The organism is Pseudomonas sp. B21-040, assembly GCF_024748695.1.
Taxonomy (GTDB): Bacteria; Pseudomonadota; Gammaproteobacteria; order Pseudomonadales; family Pseudomonadaceae; genus Aquipseudomonas.
Genome location: NZ_CP087176.1, coordinates 519,342 through 545,613 on the forward strand (window position 1 = coordinate 519,342; position 26,272 = coordinate 545,613).

The following is a 26,272-nucleotide window of genomic DNA, read 5'->3' on the forward strand; positions in this document are numbered from 1 at the left end:
ATTTCGGGGTGATGGCTATTTGATGCTTAATCCGACGCCTAACAATAACAGCCTTTATGCGATTGCCAGAACCCTGAAGAAGCTGTGCTAAAGTCTGCGTCCTTTTTATCGACAAACGCGTGATATGACCGACTCCAGTCTCTCCGCAAGCCCATCGAGCTTGAAAATCTACTTCCGTTTGCTCGGCTATGTCCGGCCGTACATCAGTTTGTTTCTGATCAGCATCGTCGGCTTTTTGATTTTCGCTTCGACCCAGCCAATGCTCGGCTACATCCTCAAGTACTTTGTCGATGGCCTGTCCAATCCCGAGGCGGCGCTGTTTCCAACCGTGCCTTACCTGCGCGACCTGCAATTGTTGCAGGCTGTGCCGCTGCTGATCATTCTGATCGCCGCGTGGCAGGGGTTGGGATCTTATCTGGGCAATTACTTTCTGGCCAAGGTTTCCCTCGGCCTGGTCCATGACTTGCGGGTGCAACTGTTCAACAACCTGCTGGTTTTGCCCAACCGGTACTTCGACAAGCATAACTCGGGGCATCTGATTTCGCGTATCACCTTCAACGTGACGATGGTCACCGGGGCGGCCACAGATGCGATCAAGGTCGTAATCCGTGAAGGCATGACCGTGATCTTCCTGTTTGCCTCGCTGCTGTTCATGAACTGGCGCCTGACGCTGGTGATGATTGCCATCCTGCCGCTGATCGCCATCATGGTGCGTACGGCGAGCAAGAAATTCCGCAAGCAGAGCAAGAAGATTCAGGTGGCCATGGGTGACGTGACCCACGTGGCGTCCGAAACCATCCAGGGTTATCGCGTGGTGCGCAGCTTTGGTGGTGAAGTCTACGAAGAGAAGCGCTTCTTTGCCGCCAGTCAGGGCAACACCGACAAGCAACTGCGCATGACACGTACAGGCGCCATTTACACGCCGTTGCTGCAATTGGTGATTTACAGCGCCATGGCGGTGTTGATGTTCCTGGTGCTGTTCCTGCGCGGCGATGCATCGGCCGGTGACATGGTTGCCTACATCACCCTGGCCGGCCTGTTGCCTAAACCGATCCGCCAGTTGTCCGAAGTCAGCTCGACCATCCAGAAAGGTGTGGCGGGTGCCGAGAGTATTTTCGAACAGCTGGATGTCGAGCCTGAAGTTGATACCGGTACCGTCGAGCGCGACGCCGTCAGCGGTCGTCTGGACGTGCGTAATCTGAGCTTCACCTACCCGGACACCGATCGCCAGGTGCTCGATGACATCAGTTTCTCGGTCGAGCCTGGGCAAATGGTGGCACTGGTCGGGCGCTCGGGCAGCGGCAAATCGACCCTGGCCAACCTGATTCCGCGCTTCTACCACCACGATAAGGGCGAGATCCTGATCGATGGTGTTGAGGTGGAACAGTACAAACTGCTGAACCTGCGCAAACACATCGCCCAGGTGACTCAGCATGTGACGTTGTTCAGTGACACCGTGGCCAACAACATTGCTTACGGCGATCTGGCTGGAGCGCCTCGTGAGGCGATCGAGAAAGCCGCGAGGGATGCGTACGCAATGGACTTCATCGCGCAGTTGCCCCAAGGCCTGGACACTCAGGTTGGTGAGAACGGCGTGCTGCTCTCCGGCGGCCAGCGTCAACGCCTGGCCATTGCACGGGCCCTGCTGAAGAACGCCCCGTTGTTGATTCTCGACGAAGCCACCTCGGCGCTCGACACCGAATCCGAGCGCCATATTCAGGCCGCGCTGGATCAAGTGATGAAGGGCCGGACCACGCTGGTGATTGCTCACCGCCTGTCAACTATCGAAAAGGCCGACCTGATTCTCGTTATGGATCAGGGCCGGATCGTCGAGCGCGGCACCCATACCGAGCTTCTGGCGCACAACGGTTACTACGCCCGCCTGAATGCCATGGGCCTTGACGCCCCGGCTGAAGACATCGCCTGACGTTTGCTCACCGGGCGCGCAACGCGCCCGATGATTTGTATCCAGACTTTTCCCTCTCGATCAATCCCCGGCGAGTGCGCTGCCTTTGTTTGATCCGGGCGTGAAACCCTCCCGTAATTCGCAAGATCGACCGCAGAAACAGAATTTGCAGGCGCCTGCTTGGCAGTTTTTGGTATTTCCTGCTCAATAAATGAACAAATCCCCCCGTCAAATCATCCCGTTGCAGCCGTCGCGCAAGCCAATGCCAACCCTGTGGTAATATCGCGCCCCTGTTCATTTTGTATGTGGGTTGCTCCATGAAGTTGTCCATGCCGCGATTCGATCAAGCCCCTGTCTTGGTGGTCGGCGATGTCATGCTCGACCGTTACTGGCATGGTGGTACCTCACGGATTTCCCCTGAGGCACCCGTACCGGTGGTCAAGGTCGAGCAAATCGAGGACCGCCCGGGCGGTGCCGCCAACGTTGCGTTGAACATTGCCGCGCTCGGTGCTCCGGCCTCGCTGGTCGGCGTGACCGGCGACGACGAAGCGGCCGACAGCCTGGCCAATAGCCTCAAGGGTGCGGGCGTTCGGGCGATGTTCCAGCGTATTGCGCACCAGCCGACCATCGTCAAGCTGCGGGTCATGAGCCGTCACCAGCAACTGCTGCGTATCGACTTTGAAGAACCCTTCGCCACCGACGCGTTGGCACTGGGCGAGCAGGTCGATGATTTGCTCGAAGGCATCAAGGTGCTGGTGCTGTCCGACTATGGCAAAGGCGCGCTGAAAAACCATCAGGTGCTGATCCAGGCTGCCCGTGCCCGTGGCATTCCGGTGCTGGCGGATCCCAAGGGCAAGGATTTCTCGATCTACCGTGGCGCAAGCCTGATCACTCCGAACCTCAGCGAGTTCGAAACCATTGTGGGCGGTTGCGCCGATGAGCACGAACTGGTGAGCAAGGGCGCGCAGCTGATGCACGACCTGGACCTCGGCGCCTTGCTGGTAACCCGTGGCGAACACGGCATGACTTTGCTGCGCCCCGATCATCCGGCGTTGCACTTGCCGGCCCGTGCCCGTGAAGTGTTCGACGTGACCGGTGCCGGCGATACCGTGATTTCTACCCTGGCGGCCGCCATTGCCGCGGGTGAAGAACTGCCTCACGCGGTAGCCCTGGCCAACCTGGCGGCGGGCATCGTGGTCGGCAAGCTCGGTACGGCGGCGATCAGCGCCCCGGAGCTGCGTCGCGCCATCCAGCGTGAAGAAGGTTCGGAGCGCGGTGTACTGGGCCTTGAGCAGCTTTTGCTGGCGGTCGATGATGCGCGTGCGCACAAAGAGAAGATCGTCTTCACCAATGGCTGCTTCGACATTCTGCATGCTGGCCACGTGACCTACCTCGAACAGGCGCGGGCCCAGGGCGATCGCCTGATCGTTGCCGTCAACGACGATGCCTCGGTCAGCCGTCTCAAAGGGCCGGGCCGTCCGATCAACAGCGTCGACCGTCGCATGGCGGTATTGGCCGGTTTGGGCGCGGTGGATTGGGTAATCAGCTTCGCGGAAGGCACCCCGGAAAACCTACTGCGCGAGGTCAAGCCGGACGTGCTGGTCAAGGGCGGTGATTATGGGATCGACCAGGTGGTCGGCGCGGACATCGTGACCGCTTACGGCGGGACCGTGAAAGTGCTGGGGCTGGTGGAAAACAGCTCGACCACGGCGATTGTCGAGAAGATCCGCAATAACTGACCCGGCTTGATCGTTCCCACGCAGAGCGTGGGAACGATCAAGGGCTGACTTTTTTACGCGGCACGATTTTCCTCAGTAATTGCTTTGCCTTCCCACGCAACCGCGCCAAACCTGAATCTTTCCCCGGCGGGCTCAAGCCCTGTTGCCGCACCCAATCCTTCCAGCGAATTCGCTCATCGCGCACCAGCCAGCCTTCCTGCCGGGCAAAACTCTCTGCCAGGTACAACCCGCGAGTGCTCGCCGGGTACAACTGATCTTTTTTCAAGGTATACAACTCGGCCATCGGCTGACCGTCCTGCAAAGGCATCAGGTACAAGTCGGGGCGCTTGCGATCGAGGCGGGCCACCAGTTGATCGCCTTCCAGCCGCTCATCGACATGAAACAGGCTCAAGGACTTGGCTTCTTTCGGCACGTCCAGGCGCAAGTCATAGATCAATTGCAGCGACGCTGTAGGCAGATGCACGTAAGCCCGCGGCCGTTCAATCAATTGAAGATTGGCGCAGCGCACGGGCCGCGCCGAGCCGGACAACGGCGTCAGGCTGAACGGCAGGGCCTCGCGGTAATGCAAGGCCGTGGCGTAGGGTGCCGGCAGCCAGGTGTTGTTGAAGCGTCCGCCGAGCCAGCCTTCGGGCGTTTCCAGCAGGCACTCTTCGGCAATTTCCTGGATCGCCGTGTGCAGCGGCAAGTTCAGCTCATGGGCCGGAACGTACCCGGAGATCAGCTTGAGCACCACGTCGCCACGGTCTTGCCGACGCTGACGCACCAACACCCAATAATCGCGATTCTGCCAATGCAGGGTCAGGCGCACCGAGACACCGAGATTGGCCAGTTCCAGGGCAAATCGCTCGGTGCTGGCCACCGTCACGGGGCGGCGACGTTGCAGGGTCTGGGAGAAATTGAGCGGCATCCCGACGCTCTGATAGCTCAAGCCTTCGGGAGTCGCTTCGACGTACAACGGCAGGGTCTTGAAGTTGCTCGGGTTCTTTCTTATGAGCGTACGCGGCATGTCGGCTCCTGCTTAAGGCCGCGTGGGGCGGCATCAGTTTCTACGTAGGACCTGGGCAACAGTCGCAACGTTGTGGGCGAGGTGCAGCGGATTGATGGTCCCGACGATAGCACTGGCAACACCCGGATGTTCAAACAACAACTCGAAGCTGGCGCGCACTGGGTCCACACCTGGACTCAGGCACACATGACCGCTGGCGAGGGCTTTTTTGACCAGAATGGCTTTGCCGTGTGCAGCAGCATAGTCAATGACGGGCTTCTCGTACTGGTCGTTCAGATTGTAGGTGACCATGGCGCAATCACCTTGCTCCAGAGCCTTCAAACCACCGGCGACGGTTTTACCGGAAAAACCGAAACCGCGAATTTTACCTTCGACCTTCAGCACGGCGAGGGTCGCATAAACCTCACTGTCATTGAGGATCGACAGATCGTTACCGTCTGAGTGCACCAGCACCAGGTCGATAAAGTCCGTTTCCAGGCGTTGCAGGCTGCGCTCTACGGACAGCCGAGTGTGGGCAGCGCTGAAATCATGGCTCGACTGGCCATCACAAAACTCTTCGCCGACCTTGCTGACAATCACCCAGTCTTGACGCTGGCCGCGCAACAGCGGGCCAAGGCGTTCTTCGCTGCGGCCATAGGCCGGGGCGGTGTCGATCAGGTTGATGCCCATGTCACGGGCGAGCTTGAGCAGGCTGCGTGCATCGTCATCGTCGGGGATCTGGAAGCCGTTGGGGTACTTCACGCCTTGGTCGCGGCCGAGTTTGACGGTGCCCAGGCCCAGTGGCGAAACCAGCAGGCCGGTGCTGCCCAGTGGGCGATGCAGGTCGTGCAGGGTCGGTTGGCTCATGGCAGCAGTTGCTCCCAGGCCGGCACGCCCATCGGCGGTTTTGGCAGTGGCGGCAGCGGGGCGGTCTGGCTTGGCTGGATGCCGTCACGCGTCAGGCTGGCGATGACCCGGTCGGCGAAGTCTGGCGCCAACGCCAGTTTGGTTGGCCAGCCCACCAGCAGCCGACCTTGTTCGGCGACAAACGCATTGTCGGGACGAATGAGCCCCGATTGCAGCGGCTCGGCGCGGTCCACGCGCAAGGTGGCCCATTGCGCTGTGCTCAGGTCGATCCATGGCAGCAACTGACCGAGCTCATGCTGGGCCGTGGCGATTTGCTCGGCGGGTTCGCGGGCAACGCCTTCGGCTTCGGCGATATCGCCACCCATGTACCAGACCCATTGACCATCGGCCGCCGGGTGAGTGGTCACAGTCAGGCGTGGTTTGGTGCCGCCGCCCAGGCAATGGGCGTACAGCGGTTTGAGACCCGGGCCTTTGGCGATGATCATGTGCAGCGGCCGTCGCTGCATGGCGGGTTGGCTCAGCCCCAGTGCTTCCAGCAACGCCGCGGTGCCGCCACCGGCGCTGAGGACGATGCGTTGTGCACGAATCTCGCGGCCGTCCACCTTCAAGCCGACCAGCACGCCACTTTCAAGCAGCGGTTCGATGGTTTGCCCGGCGAGCAGGCCATCACCGGCCAGATCGGCCAGGCGCTGGATCAGGCTGGGCACATCGACCACCAATTCGGCCAGGCGATAGACCTTGCCCTTGAAGCGTTTGTCTTGCAGGGCCGGTGGCAATTGATCGCCCTTGACCTGATCGACGCGGCCACGCACGGCCTTGCTGGCGAAGAAACTGGTGAGGTTGCCGGCGAGCGTGCCGGGGGACCAGAGGTAGTGGGCGTGGGACAACAGGCGCACGCCAGACAGGTCTAGCTCGCCATCGCCCGCCAGTGCTTCACGCCAGCGGCGCGGCATGTCGGCAATCGCTTCCGACGCGCCGGTCAGGGCGCCATGCAACGCGTACTTGGCACCACCGTGAATAATCCCCTGGGACTTCACACTCTGCCCGCCGCCGAGGCTGGCGCTTTCCACCAGCACGGTCGAAAAACCCTGGCGGCGCAGGCGCGCATTCAGCCAGAGGCCGGCGACACCAGCGCCGACAATCAGAACGTCGGTGGAAATAACGGATGGCATGCGGCGACCTCAGTGTTCAAGACGAGGTCGCAGTATACAGATTCATGCCAAGCGCTATGTAGCAGCTGCCGAAGTCCTCGCCTTCGATCTGTCTGAATTGTCTATTGTCAGTTTTTACGACTGCTTCGCAGTCGGACGCAGCCTTCGGCAGCTGCTACACAAAGTGGTGTATCAGTGGCCGGCGGTCTTGGAGAAGAGCTGGATCACCACAACGCCCAATACAATCAGCGCCATCCCCAGCATCGCCGGCACATCCAGCTTCTGTCCGTAGATAAACAGTGCCGCGACGCTGACCATCACGATGCCCATGCCGGCCCATACCGCGTAAGCGACGCCCACCGGCACGCTGCGCACCACCAGAGTCAGCATCCAGAAGGCGATGCCGTAGCCGACGATTACCAGTATCAGTGGCAGTGGGGTGCTGAAGCCTTTGACGGCTTTCATCGAAACGGTCGCGATCACTTCGGCGCAGATGGCGATGGCCAGGTAGTAGTAAGCGGTCATGGGTGCATCCTCGTGTGAAGTGTTGCTTTCTATGGTCGGCATTTTAGAGGCTGTTGAGATGCGGTAAAGTCATTACCTATCTGCCACGAAGATGGGTTGGTCTATGCAATGGAATCTTGAGCAACTGCAACTGTTTGTCAGCGTAGCGGAGCAGCGTTCGTTTTCTGCCGTGGCGCGTCTTCAGCGCAGGGCGCAGTCGGCGGTCAGCAGTTCTATTGCGTTGCTGGAAGAAGACCTGGGTGTCAGCCTGTTCGACCGCAGCAGTGGCCGTCAGCCGAAACTCACCGAGGCCGGTAATGCCCTGTTGGAAGAGGCGCGGGAAGTGTTGCGTCAGTGTGAGCGCCTCAATGGCCGTGCGCTGGCCATGATGCGCGGCCAGGAGGCGCGTCTGCGGGTGGCCCAGGATGAGGCCATGCCCTATCAGCCGATCATCGAAAGCTTTGAAGCCCTGGCCGAAAAATTTCCCAGCCTTGAAGTGCAACTGACCAGCGCTGCCCAAGGCGATGTGGCGCGCAAACTGGTGGAGCGTCGGGCCGATCTGGGTTTGCTGTTTTATCACGACCAGATCCCCGAAGCCCTTGAGCGGCGGGTGTTGGGCAGCGTTGAGATGGTCACGGTGTGCGGCGTCGGACACCCACTCGCCAAACAGGCTCAAGCTGATTGCCAGGCGCTGGCGCAGCATCGACAGTTGTTGATGTCCACACAGTCCAGCGTCTATCCCGGCAGTGAACCGGCCAGTCCGCAAGTCTGGCGCGCCGACAGCTTCTACGTGATGGCCGAATGGCTGGTGCGCGGTCTCGGTTGGGCGTGGTTGCCACGGCATGTGGTGCAGTACCCGGCGTATCAGGGCCTGATGGTTGAACTGGTCAGCGAATGGACACCGCCGGCGCTGGTGGTGGAACTGGTTTGGCGTCGCGATGAGCCGCTCGGCCCGGCGGCGCGTTGGCTAGCGGAACGTTTTGCCGTGCACTTGCAGACGATCGGCGAGAAAAGCCGATAAACTCCGCCGCCATGAATAGAACTCTCTACACCGCGCTGTTTTATCTGGGGCTGCCACTGGTAGCAATTCGGCTGTGGCTGCGAGCGCGTAAGGCGCCAGCGTACGCCAAGCGCATTGGCGAGCGCTTTTCCATCGGACTGCCAGCGATGAAGCCGGGTGGTATCTGGGTGCACGCGGTGTCGGTGGGCGAAAGCATCGCCGCGGCGCCGATGATTCGCGCCCTGTTGCAACGTTATCCACAGTTGCCCATTACCGTGACTTGCATGACCCCGACCGGGTCCGAGCGCATCCAGGCGTTGTTCGCCAATGAGCCGCGCATCCAGCACTGCTATTTGCCTTACGATTTGCCCTGTGCGGCGGCGCGTTTTCTTGATCGGGTCCGGCCTACGCTGGCAGTGATCATGGAGACCGAACTCTGGCCCAACCACATTCACCAATGTGCCAAACGTAATATTCCCGTGGCATTGGCCAATGCGCGACTGTCTGAACGCTCAGCCAAGGGCTATGGCCGTTTCAGCAAACTGACCCAACCGATGCTCGCCGAGATGAGCCTGTTCGCGGTACAGACCGAGGCCGAAGCCCAGCGCTTTCGCGAGTTGGGCGCCCGCCCGGACACCGTGGAAGTTACTGGCTCGATCAAGTTCGACCTGACCATCGACCCGCAATTGCTGCAACGTGCCGTCGAGCTACGCACGCAATGGCACGCCCAGGAACGACCGGTATGGATTGCCGCCAGTACCCATGAAGGCGAAGACGAGGTGGTCCTTGCGGCTCATCGTCAGCTGTTGACCAATCATCCCGATGCCTTGCTGATATTGGTACCGCGCCACCCGGAGCGTTTCAACGCGGTGTTCGACCTGTGTCAGCAACAGGGCTTTACAGCGCTGCGTCGCTCCAGCGGCGAGCCGGTGACCTCGGCGACATCGGTGCTGGTGGGCGACACCATGGGCGAGTTGCTGTTTCTCTACGCCTTGGCCGACAGTGCTTTTGTGGGCGGCAGTCTCGTGCCGAATGGCGGGCATAATCTGCTGGAGCCGGCAGCACTGGCCAAACCTGTCCTGAGTGGCCCGCACCTGTTCAACTTCCTCGAAATCGCCGCGCAATTGCGCAATGCCGGGGCGTTGCAGGAGGTGGAGGATGCTGAAGGTCTGGCGCTGGCGGTGCAGCGGCTGTTCGAGTTGCCGCGCGATGCGCAGCGGATGGCAGAGGCGGGGTTGAAAGTGATGCGCACCAATCAAGGCGCGTTGCAGCGTTTGCTGGATGGGTTGGGGCGTTTGATCGGCCGCTAATGTGTCGCGAGGGGGCATGCCCCCTCGCCGCAAGTATTACTGGGTGGGCGGTCGTGACTTGAGTTGCTCTTCCGCTGCCTTGGCCAGGTCGGGCGGCAAGAAATCCTTGTCGGGGTTGTAGTCAGCCTTGAGGAAGCGTTTCAAGTCTTCCAGATCCCCCGGGTTCAGCGTGCCGGCCTGCTGCTTCAAGCGCAGGTTGTCGAGGATGTAGTCGTAGCGGGTGTTGTTGTAGTCGCGCACCGAGGTGTACAGCGAGCGCTGCGCATCCAGTACGTCGACGATGTTGCGTGTCCCCACCTGATAACCGATCTCGGTCGCTTCCACCGCACTCTGGTTGGAGATGATCGACTGCTTGCGCGCCTGTACCTGCTCAACGTCAGTATTCACCGCGCGATGCAGGTCGCGGGTGCTTTCGACGATTTGCCGACGCAAGGATTCGCGTTGCTGCTCGGTCTGGTCCAGCTGTGAGTACGATTGACGCACTTGCGAGGTGATCAGGCCGCCGCTGTAGATAGGGATGCTCAGTTGCAGTCCCACTGTCGTTTGCTCGACGTCGCCACCGTAGGCCTGGGGAAGGTTGTTCGGGTTGCTGAACCCCAGCGCGTCGTTGTCGCCTTTTTCATATTTCGCCACGGCGTCGAGGGTCGGTAAGTGACCGGACTTGCGCTGCTTGAGGGTTTCTTCGGCGGCACTGACGGCGTAGTTGCTGGCCAGCAAATTCAGGTTCTGCCGAGCCGCCGTTTCGACCCAGGCTTTGGCGTCGTTCGGTACCGGCGGCAGGATCGGCAGTTTATGGCTGATGCCCCAGATCGAGTTGTACTGACGGTTGGTCAGGGTGACCAGCGCTTCAAACGCGTCATCCACCTGACGCTGCGCAACGATTCGGTTGGCGCGTGCAGTGTCGTAGCTGGCTTGTGAGTTCAGCACGTCGGTCTTGTCCGACAGGCCAACGTCAAAACGCTCGTTGGACTGGTCGAGCTGGCGTTTGAACGCCGCTTCTTCTGCCTTGGTCGACGCCAGGTTGTCCTGTGTGCGCAACACATTGAAGTAGTTTTCAGCGGTTTGCAGGATCAGGTTTTGCTCGGTGGCCGAGAGTTGCAGGGCGGCCTGTTCATTGACTTCCTTGGCTGCCTGGAACTGGAACCAGCGATCGGCACGAAACAGCGGCTGTGCCAGGGTGGCCTGATACGAGCGTGCATTGCGGTTGGCCGTCGACGAAGGCTGATCGATTGCCGTGCGCACATTGGCAACGTCGGCGCCGCCCGAGAGGTTGGGCAGCAAGCCGGCACGCGCCTGGGGCACGACTTCTTTCTGGGCACCGTATTGAGCGATGGCCGCCGCAAGGTCGGCGTTGTTGTTCTTCGCTTCCTGGTAGACGCTGACCAGGTCGTTCCTGGTCGATAAGGGCGCTTCTGCTGCCCAGGCCATTCCATAAGACGCACAAGACACGGCAAGGGCCAGTGAAAGTTTGCGCAGCATAGGCGTTCCCTAGAATTAATATTACATAAGTAATTTGAGCGCCAAGTCTGAGGCGCGGCTCGTACCACGTCAATGCATGGCTCGGCGTAGCGAGTGTAGTTGTGCACGAGGGCGGCAACAATCCTGTATGCGCCATTCATCACGGTGTTTGCAGCGGTGTTGGCGTTCTTTGCCGGTTGTGTCTAGACTGGCCGGGTTCTTGTCGGGGTGCCTTGCTATGAGGCTGAGATCGAATAATTTCGGATCCCGTTGAACCTGATCAGGTTAGCGCCTGCGTAGGGAACAAGATTTCTCGTCACCCGGCGAGTCCTCTTGTGCTTCGTCCGGGATGTTGTTCGACAATCGAACACCCCTCGAGCACTGAGCACAGCACAGCTGGTTTTCCCAGCGCACGTGCGTCCATTCGTTTACAGGTTCGCTCCGACAAAAATCCACTGCCTGGATGTGTTCGGAGAGCCCGTGATGACGATAAAACCAAAAAACATAACGAACCTGAGTGATTCGGCCCAAGTCGATCAACAATCGGTTCAGCCGTTTACCCGCTCGCAAAAAATCTATGTCCAGGGCTCTCGTCCGGACATCCTCGTACCGATGCGCGAAATCAGCCTTGATGTGACCCCGACGGACTTCGGCGGCGAGATCAACGCGCCGGTGGTTGTGTACGACACCTCGGGCCCGTACACCGACCCCAACGTCATCATCGACGTGCGCAAAGGCCTGGCCGATGTGCGCTCGCCATGGATCGAGTCCCGTGGCGACACCGAGCGCCTGGCGGGCCTGAGCTCCAACTTCGGTCAGGAACGCCTCGCCGATGCCGAGCTGACCAAGCTGCGTTTTGCTCACGTCAACAACCCGCGCCGCGCCAAGGCTGGCGCCAACGTCAGCCAGATGCACTACGCCCGCAAAGGCATCATCACCGCCGAGATGGAATACGTCGCCATCCGCGAAAACATGAAGCTGGAAGTGGCCCGCGCTGCCGGCCTGCTGGACCAGCAACACGCCGGCCACAGCTTCGGTGCCAGCGTGCCAAAAATCATCACTCCCGAATTCGTGCGTGACGAAATCGCCCGTGGTCGCGCGATCATTCCGGCCAACATCAACCACACCGAACTGGAACCGATGATCATCGGCCGTAACTTCCTGGTGAAGATCAACGGCAACATCGGCAACAGCGCTTTGGGTTCGTCCATCGAAGAAGAAGTGGCGAAACTGACCTGGGGCATTCGCTGGGGTTCGGACACGGTCATGGACCTGTCCACCGGCAAACACATTCACGAAACCCGCGAGTGGATCATCCGCAACTCGCCGGTGCCGATCGGTACAGTGCCGATTTACCAGGCCCTGGAAAAAGTCGGCGGCGCTGCCGAAGACCTGACCTGGGAGCTGTTCCGCGACACCTTGATCGAACAGGCCGAGCAGGGCGTTGACTACTTCACCATCCACGCCGGCGTCCTGTTGCGTTACGTGCCGCTGACCGCCAAGCGTGTGACCGGCATCGTTTCCCGTGGCGGTTCGATCATGGCCAAGTGGTGCCTGGCGCACCACAAGGAAAACTTCCTCTACACCCATTTCGAAGACATCTGCGAAATCATGAAGGCTTACGACGTCAGCTTCTCGCTGGGTGATGGCCTGCGTCCGGGCTCGATTGCCGACGCCAACGACGCCGCGCAATTCGGAGAGCTGGAAACCCTCGGTGAGCTGACCAAAATCGCCTGGAAGCACGACGTGCAGTGCATGATCGAAGGCCCGGGCCACGTGCCGATGCAGTTGATCAAAGAGAACATGGACAAGCAGCTGGAATGCTGCGACGAGGCGCCGTTCTACACCCTCGGCCCGCTGACCACCGACATTGCACCAGGCTATGACCACATCACTTCGGGTATCGGTGCGGCGATGATCGGCTGGTTCGGTTGCGCGATGCTGTGCTACGTCACGCCGAAGGAACACCTGGGCCTGCCGAACAAGGATGACGTGAAGACCGGGATCATCACCTACAAGATTGCCGCGCATGCCGCCGATCTGGCGAAGGGGCATCCGGGCGCACAGATCCGCGACAATGCCTTGAGCAAGGCGCGTTTCGAATTCCGCTGGGAAGACCAGTTCAACCTGGGCCTTGATCCAGACACTGCCCGTTCGTATCACGATGAAACCCTGCCGAAGGATTCGGCCAAGGTCGCGCACTTCTGCTCCATGTGCGGGCCGAAATTCTGCTCGATGAAGATCACTCAGGAAGTCCGCGAATACGCGGCCAACCAGCGGATCGACACCGTTGATGCCGACGTCGCCCAAGGGTTGGCGGATCAGGCTGAGCGGTTCAAGCAGGAAGGCAGTCAGCTGTACAAGAAGGTTTGATCTGACCGGCAGTGCCGGTCTCTCAAGGCTGGCGCTGTTTTTTTTGTAGGAGCAAGGCTTGCCCGCGATCACGTCCTCGAGATCGCCATCGCCGGCAAGCCCTGCTCCTACAGGTTCGATGGTCAACACAACAACAAATGTCCCTCTGAGATAACACCCTTGAGCATTCAACCCAGTACCTATTCTCCCGATATCGCCGTGCCGACCGACAAGCGTGTCTTCGGCGGGCGCGATCTGTTTTCCCTGTGGTTCTCCCTCGGCATTGGCCTGATGGTGCTCCAGACCGGTGCGCTGCTGGCGCCAGGCCTGGGTCTGTCCGGTTCGTTACTGGCCATCTTCCTCGGCACGCTGGTCGGCGTTCTGCTGCTGGCTGCGGTCGGCGTGATCGGCTGCGACACGGGCCTGTCGTCCATGGCCGCGCTCAAGCTCAGCCTCGGCAAGCGTGGCGCGAGCCTGCCGGCCGTGCTGAACCTGCTGCAACTGATCGGTTGGGGCTCGTTCGAAATCATCGTCATGCGCGACGCCGCCAGCCTGTTGGGTGCGCGGGCGTTCAGCGAAGGCAGCCTGCTGTCGAATCCACTGCTCTGGACTTTGTTCTTCGGCGCCTTGGCGACCTTGCTGGCGGTCAGCGGGCCACTCACATTCGTACGGCAAATCCTGCGCAAGTGGGGTATCTGGCTGTTGCTGGCGGCGTGCATCTGGCTGACCTGGAACCTGTTCGCCAAAGCCGATCTGGCCGCTTTGTGGGCGCAGGCCGGCGATGGTTCGATGCCGTTCGCCGTGGGCTTCGACATCGCTATCGCGATGCCGCTGTCGTGGCTACCGCTGATTGCCGACTACTCGCGTTTCGGCAAGCGTGCGAAAAACGTGTTCGGTGGCACGGCCATTGGCTTCTTTATTGGTAATTTCTGGCTGATGAGCCTGGGCGTGGCTTACACCCTGGCGTTCGCGCCGAGTGGTGAAGTGAATGCCTTGCTGTTGGCGTTGGCCGGTGCCGGCCTGGGTATTCCGCTGCTGCTTATCCTGTTGGACGAGTCGGAAAACGCCTTCGCCGATATTCACTCGGCGGCCGTTTCCAGCGGGATTCTGTTGCGCTTGAAAGTCGAGCATCTGGCGCTGGCCATCGGCGTGATCTGCACGCTGATCGCCTGCCTGGCGCCGCTGGCCCAGTACCAGAATTTCCTGCTGTTGATCGGTTCGGTGTTTGCGCCGCTGTTCGGCGTGGTGTTGGTGGATCACTTCATCCTGCGCAAACGCAGTGCCCAAGTCGCGTCAGCCGCATTGCGCTGGCCGGCGTTGCTCGCCTGGCTGGGCGGGGTGAGCACCTATCATTTGCTGGCCAATCTGTATCCGGACATCGGCGCAACCCTGCCGTCATTGATTCTGGCAGGGCTGCTGCAACTGGTATTGGGCCGGGCCTTCAGTTACGGCCGGGAAACAGCTCGGGCTTGATGATGCCGTTCAGGCGTGGGTAAGGGATCTTCAGTTCGATATGGCCCAGCGCGTAAGGCGCAATGGTGCTGGTTTCGTACTTGAGGATCACCCCGCCGTAGGTCAGCGCCACGTTCTGGGTTTTCTGGAACGGCCAGCTCTTCACGAACTCCGGTTCCTGATCGAGCTTGGTGCTGATCAACCAGCTGTTATGCGCGACTTGTGCCGCCTTCCAGAACGCCTCTTCCTGACCCGGAACCAGCATGTCCGACAGCGTCAGCACTTTGTGCTGCTGGCGTGAATAGTTGATAAAGCTGCGGCCCGGCGTGCCATGTGCGCCGCCGGTGTCCAGGTAGCTGGAAAACTCGACGATCACCAAGCCGTCATGCTGCTCACGTACCTTGGCTTGCAAGTAACTGCTGGTGCGCGGGCTGGCCGTGCGCAAAAACTCATCGCGATAGGCTGCCAGCGTCGGTGCCACCGGGGCGTCCGGTGAGGTGCGCGTCAATAGCAGCAAGCGTTTTTCGACGATGCCGTCCAATTGCGGTTCGGCGGGAAAGTGCACGGTATCGATGTTCACCAGCGGGCAATCGGGGGTAGTGCAACCCGGTTTCAGGGTTTCGGCGGCATCGCGGGTCGTTTCCAGCGGCGCCCGGTAGTTGGGCTGAAACAGACTCTGGCAGGCGCCCAGCGTCAGGGCGATTGCGGCCACGGAGGCGATTTTAAAAAGCGACATGGGCGTCCTTTGTAAAACAGGGGAAGGCAAAAAGTTATCCGCTTCGACTATCAACGAAGCAGTCAGTTCGCCACTAAGCTAATTAGAGTTGGTTTCGCCCTCACCGTCTATCCCGCTGACGGGAAAGGGGCTGCATCAAATGTCGCGGGCGCGTTAGGATGGCGCGAAGTCGAGGTTGCAAGTAACAAAAAGGAACCTCGTAACGGATTTGCAGTAAAGAGGATTGTCATGACTGATTTTGCCAACGCCATTCCGACCGCCGTGGATATCGTGCGGCGCGAAAAATGCTACGAAGGCTTTTATAAGCTCGACCGTGTGCATTTGCGCCACGAACTATTCGCCGGTGGCATGAGTCGCGAAATCGATCGTGAAGTGTTTGTTCGCCACGATGCGGTATGCGTACTGCCGTACGATCCGCAGCGCGACGAAGTGGTGCTGATCGAGCAGTTTCGCGTCGGCGCCATGGGCAAGACCGACAACCCGTGGCTGATCGAACTGGTCGCTGGTCTGATCGATAAGGAAGAAGTGCCGGAAGAAGTTGCTCACCGTGAGGGGCAGGAGGAAGCTGGGCTTGTGTTCGGGGCGCTCTGGCCGATGCTCAACTATTTCCCGTCGCCGGGCGGCAGTAACGAGTTTGTGCACCTGTTCCTGGGGCGCTGCGAAACCACCGGGGTCGGCGGCCTGCATGGGCTGGAGGAAGAAGCTGAAGATATCCGCGTCACGGTCTGGGCGTTCGAAGATGCCCTGCAAGCCGTGCGTGACGGACGAATTGCCAACGCGGCCAGCATCATTGCCTTGCAATGGTTAGCTTTAAACCGCGCTGAAGTGAGGGGGTTATGGTCGTAAACAAGCTGCGCGATCGTTATCGGGTGGACCTTGCGGGGCTGCAAGCTTCCTGCGAGGCCAACTACGCACGCTTGATGCGACTGTTGCCAGACATGCGCGACGAGCCGGCGGCGCGGCGCATTGCCGTGACTCACGGTGAACAGATGCTCGGCGTGCTGGCGCTGGAAGTGGTGCAGGTCTGTCCGTACACCACGACCCTGCAAGTGCGCCAGGAACACAGCCTGCCCTGGCTGCCGGTACCGCAACTGGAAGTGCAGGTCTATCACGATGCCTGCATGGCCGAAGTGGTCAGCGCCGAGCATGCCCGGCGATTTCGTGGTGTCTATCCTTACCCGAACGCCTCGATGCATCAGCCGGACGAAAAAGCCCAGTTGAATATGTTTCTGGGCGAATGGCTGAGCCATTGCCTGGCCTGTGGGCACGAGTACGCTGTTGTGCGGTAGTTGTGAACTGCGTCAGGTTCACAAGTTTCCCCTTTTGAGCGTCCCCCAGCATAATTGCGGCACCTATCCACCCCCGTGATTCAGCCCTGGGAGAACGCCTTGCCGAGCGTATCCACATTGACCACCGCCGATCCGGCGTTGCTGGTGCAACTCTCCGACAGCCATTTGTTCGCCGAAGCGGACGGGACATTGCTGGGCATGAACACCCGGGACAGCCTGCAAAAAGTGATCGAATTGGTGCAGCTTCAGCAGTCGCATATCGACTTGATCATTGCCAGTGGCGATCTCTCCCAGGACGGAACGCTGGAGTCTTATCAGCTATTTCGCGACCTGACACGGCAACTCGACGCCCCGGCGCGCTGGATTCCCGGCAATCACGATGAACCGATGATCATGGCCGAGGCCGCAGTGCAGAGCGCATTGCTGGAGCCGGTGGTGGACGTCGCCAGTTGGCGGGTCACGCTGCTGGATTCCGCCGTGCCGGGTTCAGTGCCGGGGTATTTGCAGGATGAGCAGTTGCAGTTGCTGGTTCGATCACTGAGTGAGGCGCCGGATCGGCATCATCTGGTCTGCTTCCACCATCATCCGGTGTCGATCGGATGTGCCTGGATGGAGCCGATCGGGTTGCGCAACCCTGAGGCGTTGTTTGCGGTGCTCGATCGTTTTCCGCAGGTGCGGGCGGTTTTGTGGGGGCATGTGCATCAAGAGATCGATCAACTGCGTAACGGTGTTCGGCTGATCGCCTCGCCTTCGACCTGCATTCAGTTCGAGCCGGGGAGCGATGATTTCAAGGTCGGGGAGCAGGCGCCGGGGTATCGCTGGTTGCGGTTGTTGCCCGATGGGCGGATCGAAACCGGTGTCGAACGAGTCACCGGGTTTGATTTTCAGGTTGATTACGGCTCCAACGGCTACTGAGTTTTTGGGTGCATATCCGTTGCTGCGGTAACGGCGGCTTATGGTTTCGCCCTTACGGCGACTCACTTTTTTTTCAAACGCCAAAAAAAAGTAAGCAAAAAAAGGCTCGCCCCGAGCGTCCGGCCCCTCGCTAGGGCTCGGCGTTCCTTCGCTCCGGTATCCATCCGGGGACACTGCCCTCCGGTCGGCTTCGCTTCGACCTACATGCAGCGTGTTCGACTGCGTCGAACGGCGCTGCGCGCCACTCCCCGGATGAACACCTCCACTCAGCCTCCCGAAGGGGCGGGTGGATCAAGATCAAGAGCTGTAGGCGAGCTAACGCTCGGCCTGATGAGTGGTGAGAAGCGGCCGGTGTACTCATTCCTGTAGGAGCATGGCTTGCCAGCGATGGCGGCTTGACAGCCGACCAGTCATTTGCAGATGTACCCATTCTCTGTAGGAGCCGGGCTTGCCAGCGATGGCGGCCTGACAGCCGACCGATATCTTGCTGATGTACACCAATCCCCTGTGGGAGCTTGGCTTGCCAGCGATGGCGGCCTGACAGCCGACCAATTTCTAGCCGATGTACATCATTCCCTGTAGGAGCGAGCCTGTTCGCGAAGGCGGGCTCACTGGCGGCGCTGTTTAATGGTCAGCAAAAATTTCAGAACCTTCCCACGAAGTTTTCAGGTGCCCGTCGGACGTGGCATCTCTAGCCTTTTGCCTGTCGCTGGCATATTCAGCGATCGGGCTTCGCGGCCCGTTTCTCAGGCATATTCGCCCCCGCCTAACGACAGCGCTTTTGGCTGTCTGTCGTTTCGTGTCATGGCGGCTGTGCGCGGGATACCTTCGGGTATGCCGAGTTGCCAGAGGATCGGTCCGCGAACCTGCGTACAGCTGCCACCCAAATGGCTTCGCGGTAATTTGTAAGTGGCTCCACTCTTCCTCTGGAGTACTGCTATGTTCAAACCAACTCCCAATCCCCCACCCGCAAACCCAGCACGATGTACATGATCGTCCCCGACATGGACACAGAAAGTCTTTTGGCCCATTCCTGTGAATCACTGGCTTCGGCGAGTGTGATGGCCGGCGATTTTGCGGCGCGTCTGCTTGGGCCTGACCGGCATACGGCGATGGCAATTCAGCAGTTGGTCATGCTGGCCGAACTGGCGGTGAATCGGGCGCTGGATAACGTCGATCCGACGTAACTGTTGGACCGAGTCATCGTTCTTCGCGAGCAGGATCCCGCAGGGGATTTGTCTACGACACCAATCCAATGTGGAAGTGGGCTTGCTCGCGAAGGCGTCAGTACAAACACCTCGAATCCGAGGATATCCCCCATCCCCCCATCTCCCTGTAAACTGCGCCTCTTTACCCGACGCACAGGGAGCTCAAATGTCCGGTTCGATCCTTTATATCCACGGTTTCAACAGCGCGCCGGCCTCAAAAAAGGCTACGCAGTTGATGCAAGTGATGGACCGGCTGGGCTTGAGCGATCAACTGCGTGTCCCGGCCTTGCACCACCACCCACGCGAAGCCATCGGTCAGCTGGAGCAGGCGATTGAAGAGCTGGGGCGGCCACTGCTGGTCGGCAGCTCACTCGGCGGCTACTATGCCACTCACTTGGCCGAGCGCCATGGCCTCAAGGCTTTGCTGATCAACCCTGCCGTCAGTCCGCACCGGATGTTCGACGGGTTCCTGGGAACGCAGAAAAACCTGTATACCGATGAGACTTGGGAAATGACCCACGACCACGTGACGGCCCTGGCCGAGCTGGAAGTGCCGGCGCCCCAAGACCCGCAGCGGTATCAGGTGTGGTTGCAGACCGGCGACGAAACGCTGGACTATCGCCTGGCCCAACAGTATTACCGAGCCTGTGCCTTGCGCATTCAGGCCGGCGGCGACCATAGTTTCCAGGGCTTTGCCGCACAACTGCCGGCAATGTTGAGTTTTGCCGGTATCGGCGCAGATTTGTATCAGGCGATCGATTTCACAGCACTGTGAACCGTCGCCTCTATTTCACGAACATTTGACGACGAGACCCCATGGCCACTCCCAGCGCTAGCTCTTATAACGCAGACGCCATCGAAGTCCTCTCGGGCCTCGACCCGGTGCGCAAACGCCCCGGCATGTACACCGACACCAGTCGGCCGAACCACCTCGCCCAGGAAGTCATCGACAACAGCGTCGACGAAGCCTTGGCCGGGCATGCGAGCTCGGTGCAAGTCATCCTGCACGCCGATCATTCCCTGGAAGTCAGTGACGACGGCCGTGGCATGCCGGTGGACATTCACCCTGAAGAGGGTGTTTCCGGGGTCGAGCTGATCCTCACCAAGCTGCACGCGGGCGGCAAGTTTTCCAACAAGAACTACCAGTTCTCCGGCGGTCTGCACGGGGTGGGTATTTCGGTGGTCAACGCCTTGTCGACCGAAGTCCGGGTACGCGTGAAGCGTGACGGCAACGAATACCAGATGACGTTCGCCGATGGTTACAAGAAAACCGAGCTGGAAGTGATCGGCACGGTCGGTAAACGCAACACCGGGACCAGCGTGTTCTTCGCACCGGACCCGAAATACTTCGATTCGCCGAAATTCTCCATCAGCCGCCTCAAGCACGTGCTCAAGGCCAAGGCTGTTCTGTGCCCGGGGTTGCTGGTCAGTTTTGAAGACAAAGCCACCGGTGAAAAAGTCGAATGGCATTACGAAGATGGCCTGCGCTCCTACCTGGTAGACGCCGTCAGCGAATTCGAACGCCTGCCGGACGAACCGTTCTGCGGCAGCCTGGCCGGTAATAAAGAAGCGGTCGACTGGGCGCTGTTGTGGCTGCCGGAAGGTGGCGACGCGGTTCAGGAAAGCTACGTCAACCTGATTCCGACGGCCCAGGGCGGCACCCACGTCAACGGTTTGCGTCAGGGCTTGCTCGATGCGATGCGTGAGTTCTGCGAATTCCGCAGCCTGCTGCCGCGCGGCGTGAAGCTGGCGCCGGAAGACGTGTGGGAGCGCATCGCCTTCGTTCTGTCGATGAAAATGCAGGAACCGCAATTTTCCGGCCAGACCAAAGAACGCCTGTCGTCCCGTGAAGCGGCGGCGTTCGTTTCCGGTGTGGTCAAGGACGCCTTCAGCCTGTGGCTCAACGCCAACCCGGAAACCGGCATGCTGCTGGCCGAACTGGCGATCAACAACGCCGGCCGTCGTCTCAAGGCGAGCAAGAAGGTCGAACGCAAGCGCATCACCGCAGGGCCGGCGCTGCCGGGAAAACTGGCCGATTGCGCTGGGCAGGACCCGATGCGTTCCGAGCTGTTCCTGGTGGAAGGTGACTCCGCCGGCGGTTCTGCCAAGCAAGCACGGGACAAAGAGTTTCAGGCGATCCTGCCGTTGCGCGGCAAGATTCTGAACACCTGGGAAGTCGACGGCAGCGAAGTGCTGGCCAGCCAGGAAGTGCACAACATCGCCGTGGCCATTGGCGTCGATCCGGGCGCCGCAGACATTAGCCAGCTGCGTTACGGCAAAATCTGCATTCTCGCCGACGCCGACTCCGACGGTCTGCACATCGCCACGTTGCTGTGTGCCTTGTTCGTCCAGCATTTCCGCCCGCTGGTCGATGCCGGCCATGTCTACGTCGCCATGCCGCCGCTGTACCGTATCGACTTGGGCAAAGAGATTTACTACGCCCTGGACGAAGCCGAGCGCGATGGCATTCTTGATCGTCTGGTCGCCGAGAAGAAACGCGGCAAGCCGCAGGTCACCCGATTCAAAGGCCTGGGTGAAATGAACCCGCCGCAGTTGCGCGAAACCACCATGGACCCGAACACTCGGCGCCTGGTGCAACTGACGCTGGAAGACTTCGAGGCGACCTCGGAAATGATGGACATGCTGCTGGCGAAGAAACGCGCCGGTGACCGCAAGTCCTGGCTCGAATCCAAGGGCAACCTGGCCGAGGTTCTTGGTTGATGCGGCTTGGCTTTGCCCTGGCGTGTGCGTTACTGCTGACCCCGGTTTTGGCTTCTGCCGAACCGGCACCAGAGTTGCGCGTGGTCGCCGAGCATCCGATTGACGGCATGCCCGGCGGCAACCTGTCGGGGCTGGCTCAGTGCGGCAAAGACCTGTGGACAGTTTCCGATCGCGACGACGATCAAATCTACCGTCTCGATACCCGCGACACGGTCTGGCAGGCTGAAACCGTGCGCATCGGTGTGCCGCCGGTGCCGGACAGCGGTTTGCCCTGGGGCTTGCGTTCGCGGGCCTGGGCGGCGTCTTTCGTACGTGGCGGCGACCTGGATTTCGAAGCCATTACCTGTGACGGCGCCGGCAATCGCTACATTGTCAGCGAAAGCCATGCGGCCGTCCTGCAAGTGCCGCTCACGGGGCCGGCGACCTGGCTGAACATTTCGCCGATGCTGGTTCGCGAAGCGCGGGCCAGTGGCATGCTGTTGCAATTCAATGCACTGTTCGAGGGTTTGGCGATCAATCCGGCGGGTGAACAGATGTGGTTCGCTGCCGAGCGCCAAAGCCGCGGATTGTTGACGATCAAGCGCAAACAAACGGTATGGGACTGCGACGGTGGCTGTGTGCTGCTGAGCGAGGCGGGCATGGAAATGCAGCCGCCGCAATTTCCCAATGCCAAACCGGTATCTCGGGATTTTTCCGATATATCGTTGTTCAACGGCAAACTGTTCACCCTTGAGCGCAACGCGTACCAGATTTGCCGCCGCGATCTGCAAACGGTGAAAGTCGAGCGTTGCTGGTCGTATGCGGCAGAACTGCTGCAGGCCAACCGTCGTTATCCACAGAACTATGGGCTGGAAGAAGCGTTGGTCGTGGACGCTGACGGTGTCTGGATCGGTGTCGACAACAACAACGGTGCTCGCGCCGATGGCGAAAGTCGCCCGGTGGTCTGGCGCTTCGCCGCGCCTGAAGGTGGTTGGAGCGCCAAGCCGTGAGCCAGCAAACACCGGGCAAACGCGCCGGCCGGGTCATGTTGGTGCTGGCCTGGTGTGCCGCGCTGTTTCTGGCGACACGGTTTTTTCGGGCAATGGGAGGAGCGCCAGCAAAACCCCAATGTGGTGGTCAGCTCGGAACAGGGTGAAGGTTTTATCGAAGTAAAGCTGGTCAGCAATAGCCAAGGGCATTTTGTGGCCAGCGGCGCAATCAACGGCCACCCGGTGGATTTCATGCTCGATACCGGGGCGACGGATGTGTCGATTCCGGCCAGCGTGGCCGAAGGGCTGAAACTGGAACAAGGCTTCGGGGTGACCCTGAGCACGGCCAATGGTCTGAGCGAGGGCTACCGCACCCGCATCGACCGGCTGCAACTGGGCGATATTGTGCTGCGTGATGTTCGCGCGCTGGTCGCGCCAGGACTGGAAGGCAAACAGGTGCTGCTCGGCATGAGTGCACTGAACAAACTTGAATTTACCCAGCGCGGTGGCACCATGTTGCTGCGCCAGACAACGAACCGATGAGGCCCGCATGAGCGACTCCCTTGATCTCAGCCTGGACGGTGTAGAACGCCGGTCACTGGCTGACTTCACCGAAAATGCCTACCTCAATTATTCCATGTACGTGATCATGGACCGTGCCTTGCCGCATATCGGCGACGGCCTGAAACCGGTACAGCGGCGCATCATCTACGCGATGAGCGAGTTGGGGCTGGACGCCGATTCCAAACACAAGAAATCGGCGCGTACCGTCGGTGACGTGCTCGGCAAGTTCCACCCGCACGGCGACTCGGCCTGCTACGAAGCCATGGTCCTGATGGCCCAGCCGTTCAGCTACCGCTACACGCTGGTCGACGGTCAGGGTAACTGGGGTGCGCCGGATGATCCCAAGTCGTTCGCGGCCATGCGTTACACCGAGGCGCGCCTGTCCCGTTACTCCGAAGTGCTGCTCAGCGAACTGGGCCAGGGCACTGCGGACTGGGGCCCGAACTTCGACGGCACCCTCGACGAGCCGCTGGTGTTGCCAGCACGTTTGCCGAACATCCTGCTCAATGGCACCACCGGCATCGCCGTGGGCATGGCCACTGACGTGCCGCCGCATAATCTGCGCGAAGTCGCGACAGCCTGCGTGCGTTTGCTCGATGAGCCCAAAGCCACGGTCGAACAGCTCTGTGAACACATCCAGGGCCCGGATTACCCGACCGAAGCGGAAATCATCACCCCGCGCGCCGACCTGCTGAAAATGTACGAAACCGGCAAGGGCTCGGTGCGTATGCGCGCCGTGTACCACATCGAAGATGGCGACATCATCGTGACCGCGCTGCCGCATCAGGTCTCCGGTGCCAAGGTGCTGGAACAGATCGCCGCGATGATGCAGGCCAAGCCGTCCAAGGCGCCGCAGATCGCTGACCTGCGCGACGAATCCGACCACGAAAACCCGTGCCGGATCGTGATCATTCCGGGCGCACGCAAAAACTTTGACCACGACGCACTGATGCAGCACCTGTTCGCCAGCACCGAGCTGGAGTCGAGCTACCGGGTCAACATCAACATCATCGGCCTGGACGGCAAGCCGCAGCTGAAAAACCTGCGCGCGCTGCTGGTCGAGTGGCTGGAGTTCCGGGTTCAGACCGTGCGTCGTCGCCTGCAATTCCGCCTCGACAAGGTCGAACGTCGCCTGCACCTGTTGGACGGTTTGTTGATTGCCTACCTCAACCTGGATGAAGTGATTCACATTATCCGGACCGAGGAGCATCCAAAAGCCGCCCTGATCGCGCGTTTCGCCCTGAGCGAAATCCAGGCCGACTACATCCTCGACACCCGTTTGCGTCAGTTGGCACGACTGGAAGAGATGAAGCTGCGTGACGAGCAGGATGAGTTGCTCAAGGAGCAAGCCAAGCTGCAAGCCCTGCTGGGCAGCGAAACCAAGCTGAAAAAGCTGGTGCGCACCGAGCTGATCAAGGACGCCGAAACCTATGGCGACGACCGTCGTTCACCGATCATCGAGCGGACCGAGGCCAAGGCCCTGACCGAGCACGATCTGCTGCCGAACGAGAAAGTGACCGTCGTGCTGTCGGAAAAAGGCTGGGTTCGCTCGGCCAAGGGGCACGAAATCGACGCCACGGGGCTTTCCTACAAGGCCGGGGACGGGTTCAAGGCGCTGGCGGCCGGTCGCTCCAACCAGTTTGCGGTGTTTATCGACTCCACCGGGCGCAGTTATTCAGTGGCGGCGCACACCCTGCCGTCGGCTCGCGGCCAGGGCGAACCGCTGACCGGTCGTCTGACGCCACCGCCAGGCGCAAGCTTCGAATGCGTGCTGATGCCGGAAGATGATTCGCTGTACGTGATTGCCTCCGACGCCGGTTATGGCTTCGTGGTCAAAGGTGAAGACTTCCAGGCCAAGAACAAGGCCGGCAAGGCACTCTTGAGCCTGCCGAGCAACTCGAAGGTCATTCTTCCGCGCCCGGTGGCCGATCGCGAGAACAACTGGCTGGCTTCGGTGACGACCGAAGGTCGCCTGCTGATCTTCAAGATCAGCGACCTGCCACAATTAGGGAAGGGCAAAGGCAACAAGATCATCGGGATCACCGGTGAGCGTGTGGCCAATCGCGAAGAATATGTGACGGACATCGCCGTTCTGCCGGAGGGTGCCACTTTGGTGCTGCAGGCTGGAAAACGTACCTTGTCACTGAAAGCGGACGACCTCGAACACTACAAAGGTGAGCGTGGGCGTCGTGGTAACAAGTTGCCACGGGGCTTTCAGAGGGTAGATGCGCTGCTCGTCGAAAACCTCAATTAAGCGTCCTAGAGGCCTCGATCTACGATTTAACGCGTAGATCGACGCTTTGGCGCTGGAGTCGGAACGCATATTCACGGATGATATGGCCTTTCAAGCGCCGGCGTGGTCGAGCGTTCTTCATATTTATTGAGTATTTTCACTGTGGTTAGCCTTGTGGCAATCACCTGGATGGGACGATGACTGCTCTGCGCCTTCCTTTTATTTTGATGCTCGCCGGCGTTCTTGGCCTGGCGGGTTGCAGCGTTCACCAGCCGGTGTCGCTGTATCAACTGGACAGCGGAAGCCCGGTTGCACCTGCGCAAAGCGCGGGTATGGCGGTATTGTTGGGCCCGGTAACGGTCGCCGATTACCTGCAACGTGAAACCTTGTTGCAGCGTCAGCCCGATGGCAGTCTGCAAGCGTCGACGGATGGTCGTTGGGCGGGTAGCTTGTCCTCTGACATTGATCAGCTGTTGCTGCGTCAGGTCGCCGGTCATCTGGACAGTCAGCGTGTTGTGCTGGCGCCCGCCACAACCGGTTTCACGCCAGATGTCCAGGTACTGCTGACGATTACTCGCCTGGATTCGGGCGCGTCGCAACCGGCCATCCTGGATGCGCAATGGCGTTTGATCGACCGTCGTGGTCAGGTTCGCGATAACCGCATCATTCACCTGCAAGAGCAGCACGCGGGTGGTACGGCAGCGCAGGTACAGGCCCAAGGCGTGTTGTTGCAGCGCCTGGCCGAGCAATTGTCGGTGGCGCTCAAACCATTGGCCAATCAGCCGCCAATCGCTGAAGCACCAAAAAAACCGGCTGCCAAGCCTGTGGCTCCAGCGGCCGAGCAAGAGAAACAGCCGAAAATCCCGATGGCATCGCCAATCCGGACCGATATGGAAGTGTTCAGGTTCTAAGCC

At 60.2% G+C, this 26,272-nt stretch carries 20 protein-coding genes, 2 pseudogenes and 1 riboswitch; of the genes and pseudogenes, 16 read left to right on the forward strand and 6 right to left on the reverse strand.

The genetic code is table 11. The features are described 5' to 3' along the window. Positions 1-124 precede the first annotated feature (124 nt). Positions 125-1,927, forward strand: a complete 1,803-nt coding sequence (gene msbA, locus LOY55_RS02325; protein WP_109785422.1) for a lipid A export permease/ATP-binding protein MsbA — start codon at positions 125-127, stop codon at positions 1,925-1,927. 296 nt (positions 1,928-2,223) lie between these two features. After that, positions 2,224-3,645: a bifunctional D-glycero-beta-D-manno-heptose-7-phosphate kinase/D-glycero-beta-D-manno-heptose 1-phosphate adenylyltransferase HldE gene (gene hldE, locus LOY55_RS02330; RefSeq protein WP_046028345.1), complete on the forward strand. Its 1,422-nt coding sequence runs from the start codon at positions 2,224-2,226 to the stop codon at positions 3,643-3,645. 37 nt (positions 3,646-3,682) lie between these two features. Here hldE and LOY55_RS02335 read toward each other — a convergent pair whose 3' ends face one another. The 4 genes from LOY55_RS02335 to LOY55_RS02350 all read right to left on the reverse strand — a co-directional run bounded on the left by LOY55_RS02335 (position 3,683) and on the right by LOY55_RS02350 (position 7,173). Continuing rightward, positions 3,683-4,651, reverse strand: a complete 969-nt coding sequence (locus LOY55_RS02335; protein ID WP_077432358.1) for a metal ABC transporter ATPase — start codon at positions 4,649-4,651, stop codon at positions 3,683-3,685. 33 nt (positions 4,652-4,684) lie between these two features. Next, entirely contained in the window at positions 4,685-5,497 is an 813-nt protein-coding gene (locus LOY55_RS02340) for an aldo/keto reductase (RefSeq protein ID WP_223525422.1), read from the reverse strand. Further along, positions 5,494-6,669 carry an FAD-binding oxidoreductase gene (locus LOY55_RS02345; RefSeq protein WP_223525421.1) on the reverse strand — a complete coding sequence of 392 codons (1,176 nt, stop codon included), beginning with the start codon at positions 6,667-6,669 and terminating at the stop codon, positions 5,494-5,496. The genes LOY55_RS02340 and LOY55_RS02345 overlap by 4 nt, the downstream gene beginning before the upstream one ends. Before the next feature lie 171 nt (positions 6,670-6,840). Beyond that, positions 6,841-7,173, reverse strand: coding sequence for a multidrug efflux SMR transporter (locus LOY55_RS02350; protein WP_008027887.1), 333 nt, complete (start codon positions 7,171-7,173; stop codon positions 6,841-6,843). A gap of 103 nt (positions 7,174-7,276) precedes the next feature. Between LOY55_RS02350 and LOY55_RS02355 the strand changes: the two genes are divergently transcribed. Next, positions 7,277-8,173 carry a LysR family transcriptional regulator gene (locus LOY55_RS02355; RefSeq protein WP_046028353.1) on the forward strand — a complete coding sequence of 299 codons (897 nt, stop codon included), beginning with the start codon at positions 7,277-7,279 and terminating at the stop codon, positions 8,171-8,173. An 11-nt stretch (positions 8,174-8,184) separates the two neighbouring features. Next, positions 8,185-9,462, forward strand: coding sequence for a lipid IV(A) 3-deoxy-D-manno-octulosonic acid transferase (gene waaA / locus LOY55_RS02360; RefSeq protein WP_223525420.1), 1,278 nt, complete (start codon positions 8,185-8,187; stop codon positions 9,460-9,462). Positions 9,463-9,498: 36 nt separating this feature from the next. Here waaA and LOY55_RS02365 read toward each other — a convergent pair whose 3' ends face one another. Beyond that, a complete protein-coding gene (locus LOY55_RS02365) occupies positions 9,499-10,941 on the reverse strand; it encodes a TolC family outer membrane protein (protein WP_046028358.1) in 1,443 nt (480 codons plus the stop codon). Positions 10,942-11,134: 193 nt separating this feature from the next. Continuing rightward, a riboswitch (TPP riboswitch) is annotated at positions 11,135-11,240 on the forward strand. Positions 11,241-11,403: 163 nt separating this feature from the next. Here LOY55_RS02365 and thiC point away from each other — a divergent pair. Together thiC and cytX are read left to right on the forward strand one after the other, a co-directional pair. Next, positions 11,404-13,293: a phosphomethylpyrimidine synthase ThiC gene (gene thiC / locus LOY55_RS02370; RefSeq protein ID WP_046028360.1), complete on the forward strand. Its 1,890-nt coding sequence runs from the start codon at positions 11,404-11,406 to the stop codon at positions 13,291-13,293. 159 nt (positions 13,294-13,452) lie between these two features. Then, positions 13,453-14,745, forward strand: a complete 1,293-nt coding sequence (cytX, locus tag LOY55_RS02375; RefSeq protein WP_223525419.1) for a putative hydroxymethylpyrimidine transporter CytX — start codon at positions 13,453-13,455, stop codon at positions 14,743-14,745. On the opposite strand, the gene LOY55_RS02380 is transcribed toward cytX, so the two are convergent. Beyond that, positions 14,714-15,460, reverse strand: coding sequence for an RsiV family protein (locus LOY55_RS02380; RefSeq protein ID WP_046028364.1), 747 nt, complete (start codon positions 15,458-15,460; stop codon positions 14,714-14,716). The two genes, cytX and LOY55_RS02380, sit on opposite strands and share 32 nt — an antisense overlap. Before the next feature lie 228 nt (positions 15,461-15,688). Here LOY55_RS02380 and LOY55_RS02385 point away from each other — a divergent pair, with 228 nt between their 5' ends. From LOY55_RS02385 to LOY55_RS02430, 10 genes and pseudogenes are all read left to right on the forward strand, one after another. Beyond that, the gene (locus tag LOY55_RS02385) at positions 15,689-16,306 is read left to right on the forward strand and encodes an NUDIX domain-containing protein (RefSeq protein ID WP_109785427.1); all 618 of its coding nucleotides are present in this window, start codon (positions 15,689-15,691) and stop codon (positions 16,304-16,306) included. Beyond that, positions 16,297-16,749 (forward strand): DUF1249 domain-containing protein, encoded by a 453-nt coding sequence (locus LOY55_RS02390; RefSeq protein WP_046028368.1) that lies wholly within the window; start codon positions 16,297-16,299, stop codon positions 16,747-16,749. The genes LOY55_RS02385 and LOY55_RS02390 overlap by 10 nt, the downstream gene beginning before the upstream one ends. Before the next feature lie 99 nt (positions 16,750-16,848). After that, positions 16,849-17,664, forward strand: coding sequence for a 3',5'-cyclic-AMP phosphodiesterase (gene cpdA, locus LOY55_RS02395; protein ID WP_223525418.1), 816 nt, complete (start codon positions 16,849-16,851; stop codon positions 17,662-17,664). A gap of 965 nt (positions 17,665-18,629) precedes the next feature. Further along, positions 18,630-18,851 (forward strand): annotated as a pseudogene (locus tag LOY55_RS02400) (DUF6124 family protein); the annotation flags it as partial. 187 nt (positions 18,852-19,038) lie between these two features. Further along, positions 19,039-19,647, forward strand: coding sequence for a YqiA/YcfP family alpha/beta fold hydrolase (locus LOY55_RS02405; RefSeq protein ID WP_046028375.1), 609 nt, complete (start codon positions 19,039-19,041; stop codon positions 19,645-19,647). A gap of 41 nt (positions 19,648-19,688) precedes the next feature. Then, positions 19,689-21,593 (forward strand): DNA topoisomerase IV subunit B, encoded by a 1,905-nt coding sequence (gene parE, locus LOY55_RS02410; protein WP_109785429.1) that lies wholly within the window; start codon positions 19,689-19,691, stop codon positions 21,591-21,593. Beyond that, a complete protein-coding gene (locus LOY55_RS02415; RefSeq protein WP_223525417.1) occupies positions 21,593-22,582 on the forward strand; it encodes an esterase-like activity of phytase family protein in 990 nt (329 codons plus the stop codon). The genes parE and LOY55_RS02415 overlap by 1 nt, the downstream gene beginning before the upstream one ends. Continuing rightward, a pseudogene (locus tag LOY55_RS02420) lies at positions 22,579-23,104 on the forward strand (TIGR02281 family clan AA aspartic protease). Before LOY55_RS02415 ends, LOY55_RS02420 begins: the two are co-directional and overlap by 4 nt. Before the next feature lie 7 nt (positions 23,105-23,111). Next, positions 23,112-25,379, forward strand: coding sequence for a DNA topoisomerase IV subunit A (parC, locus tag LOY55_RS02425; RefSeq protein ID WP_258667581.1), 2,268 nt, complete (start codon positions 23,112-23,114; stop codon positions 25,377-25,379). 176 nt (positions 25,380-25,555) lie between these two features. Beyond that, on the forward strand, positions 25,556-26,269 hold the full coding sequence (locus LOY55_RS02430; RefSeq protein WP_046028381.1) for a membrane integrity-associated transporter subunit PqiC: 714 nt from the start codon (positions 25,556-25,558) through the stop codon (positions 26,267-26,269). Positions 26,270-26,272 lie beyond the last annotated feature (3 nt).

Coding starts and splice junctions, on each gene's coding strand:
- msbA (WP_109785422.1), top strand. CDS start 125: ATGACCGACTCCAGTCTCTCCGCAAGCCCATCGAGCTTGAAAATCTAC.
- hldE (WP_046028345.1), top strand. CDS start 2,224: ATGAAGTTGTCCATGCCGCGATTCGATCAAGCCCCTGTCTTGGTGGTC.
- LOY55_RS02335 (WP_077432358.1), bottom strand. CDS start 4,651: ATGCCGCGTACGCTCATAAGAAAGAACCCGAGCAACTTCAAGACCCTG.
- LOY55_RS02340 (WP_223525422.1), bottom strand. CDS start 5,497: ATGAGCCAACCGACCCTGCACGACCTGCATCGCCCACTGGGCAGCACC.
- LOY55_RS02345 (WP_223525421.1), bottom strand. CDS start 6,669: ATGCCATCCGTTATTTCCACCGACGTTCTGATTGTCGGCGCTGGTGTC.
- LOY55_RS02350 (WP_008027887.1), bottom strand. CDS start 7,173: ATGACCGCTTACTACTACCTGGCCATCGCCATCTGCGCCGAAGTGATC.
- LOY55_RS02355 (WP_046028353.1), top strand. CDS start 7,277: ATGCAATGGAATCTTGAGCAACTGCAACTGTTTGTCAGCGTAGCGGAG.
- waaA (WP_223525420.1), top strand. CDS start 8,185: ATGAATAGAACTCTCTACACCGCGCTGTTTTATCTGGGGCTGCCACTG.
- LOY55_RS02365 (WP_046028358.1), bottom strand. CDS start 10,941: ATGCTGCGCAAACTTTCACTGGCCCTTGCCGTGTCTTGTGCGTCTTAT.
- thiC (WP_046028360.1), top strand. CDS start 11,404: ATGACGATAAAACCAAAAAACATAACGAACCTGAGTGATTCGGCCCAA.
- LOY55_RS02380 (WP_046028364.1), bottom strand. CDS start 15,460: ATGTCGCTTTTTAAAATCGCCTCCGTGGCCGCAATCGCCCTGACGCTG.
- LOY55_RS02385 (WP_109785427.1), top strand. CDS start 15,689: ATGACTGATTTTGCCAACGCCATTCCGACCGCCGTGGATATCGTGCGG.
- LOY55_RS02390 (WP_046028368.1), top strand. CDS start 16,297: ATGGTCGTAAACAAGCTGCGCGATCGTTATCGGGTGGACCTTGCGGGG.
- LOY55_RS02405 (WP_046028375.1), top strand. CDS start 19,039: ATGTCCGGTTCGATCCTTTATATCCACGGTTTCAACAGCGCGCCGGCC.
- parE (WP_109785429.1), top strand. CDS start 19,689: ATGGCCACTCCCAGCGCTAGCTCTTATAACGCAGACGCCATCGAAGTC.
- LOY55_RS02415 (WP_223525417.1), top strand. CDS start 21,593: ATGCGGCTTGGCTTTGCCCTGGCGTGTGCGTTACTGCTGACCCCGGTT.
- parC (WP_258667581.1), top strand. CDS start 23,112: ATGAGCGACTCCCTTGATCTCAGCCTGGACGGTGTAGAACGCCGGTCA.
- LOY55_RS02430 (WP_046028381.1), top strand. CDS start 25,556: ATGACTGCTCTGCGCCTTCCTTTTATTTTGATGCTCGCCGGCGTTCTT.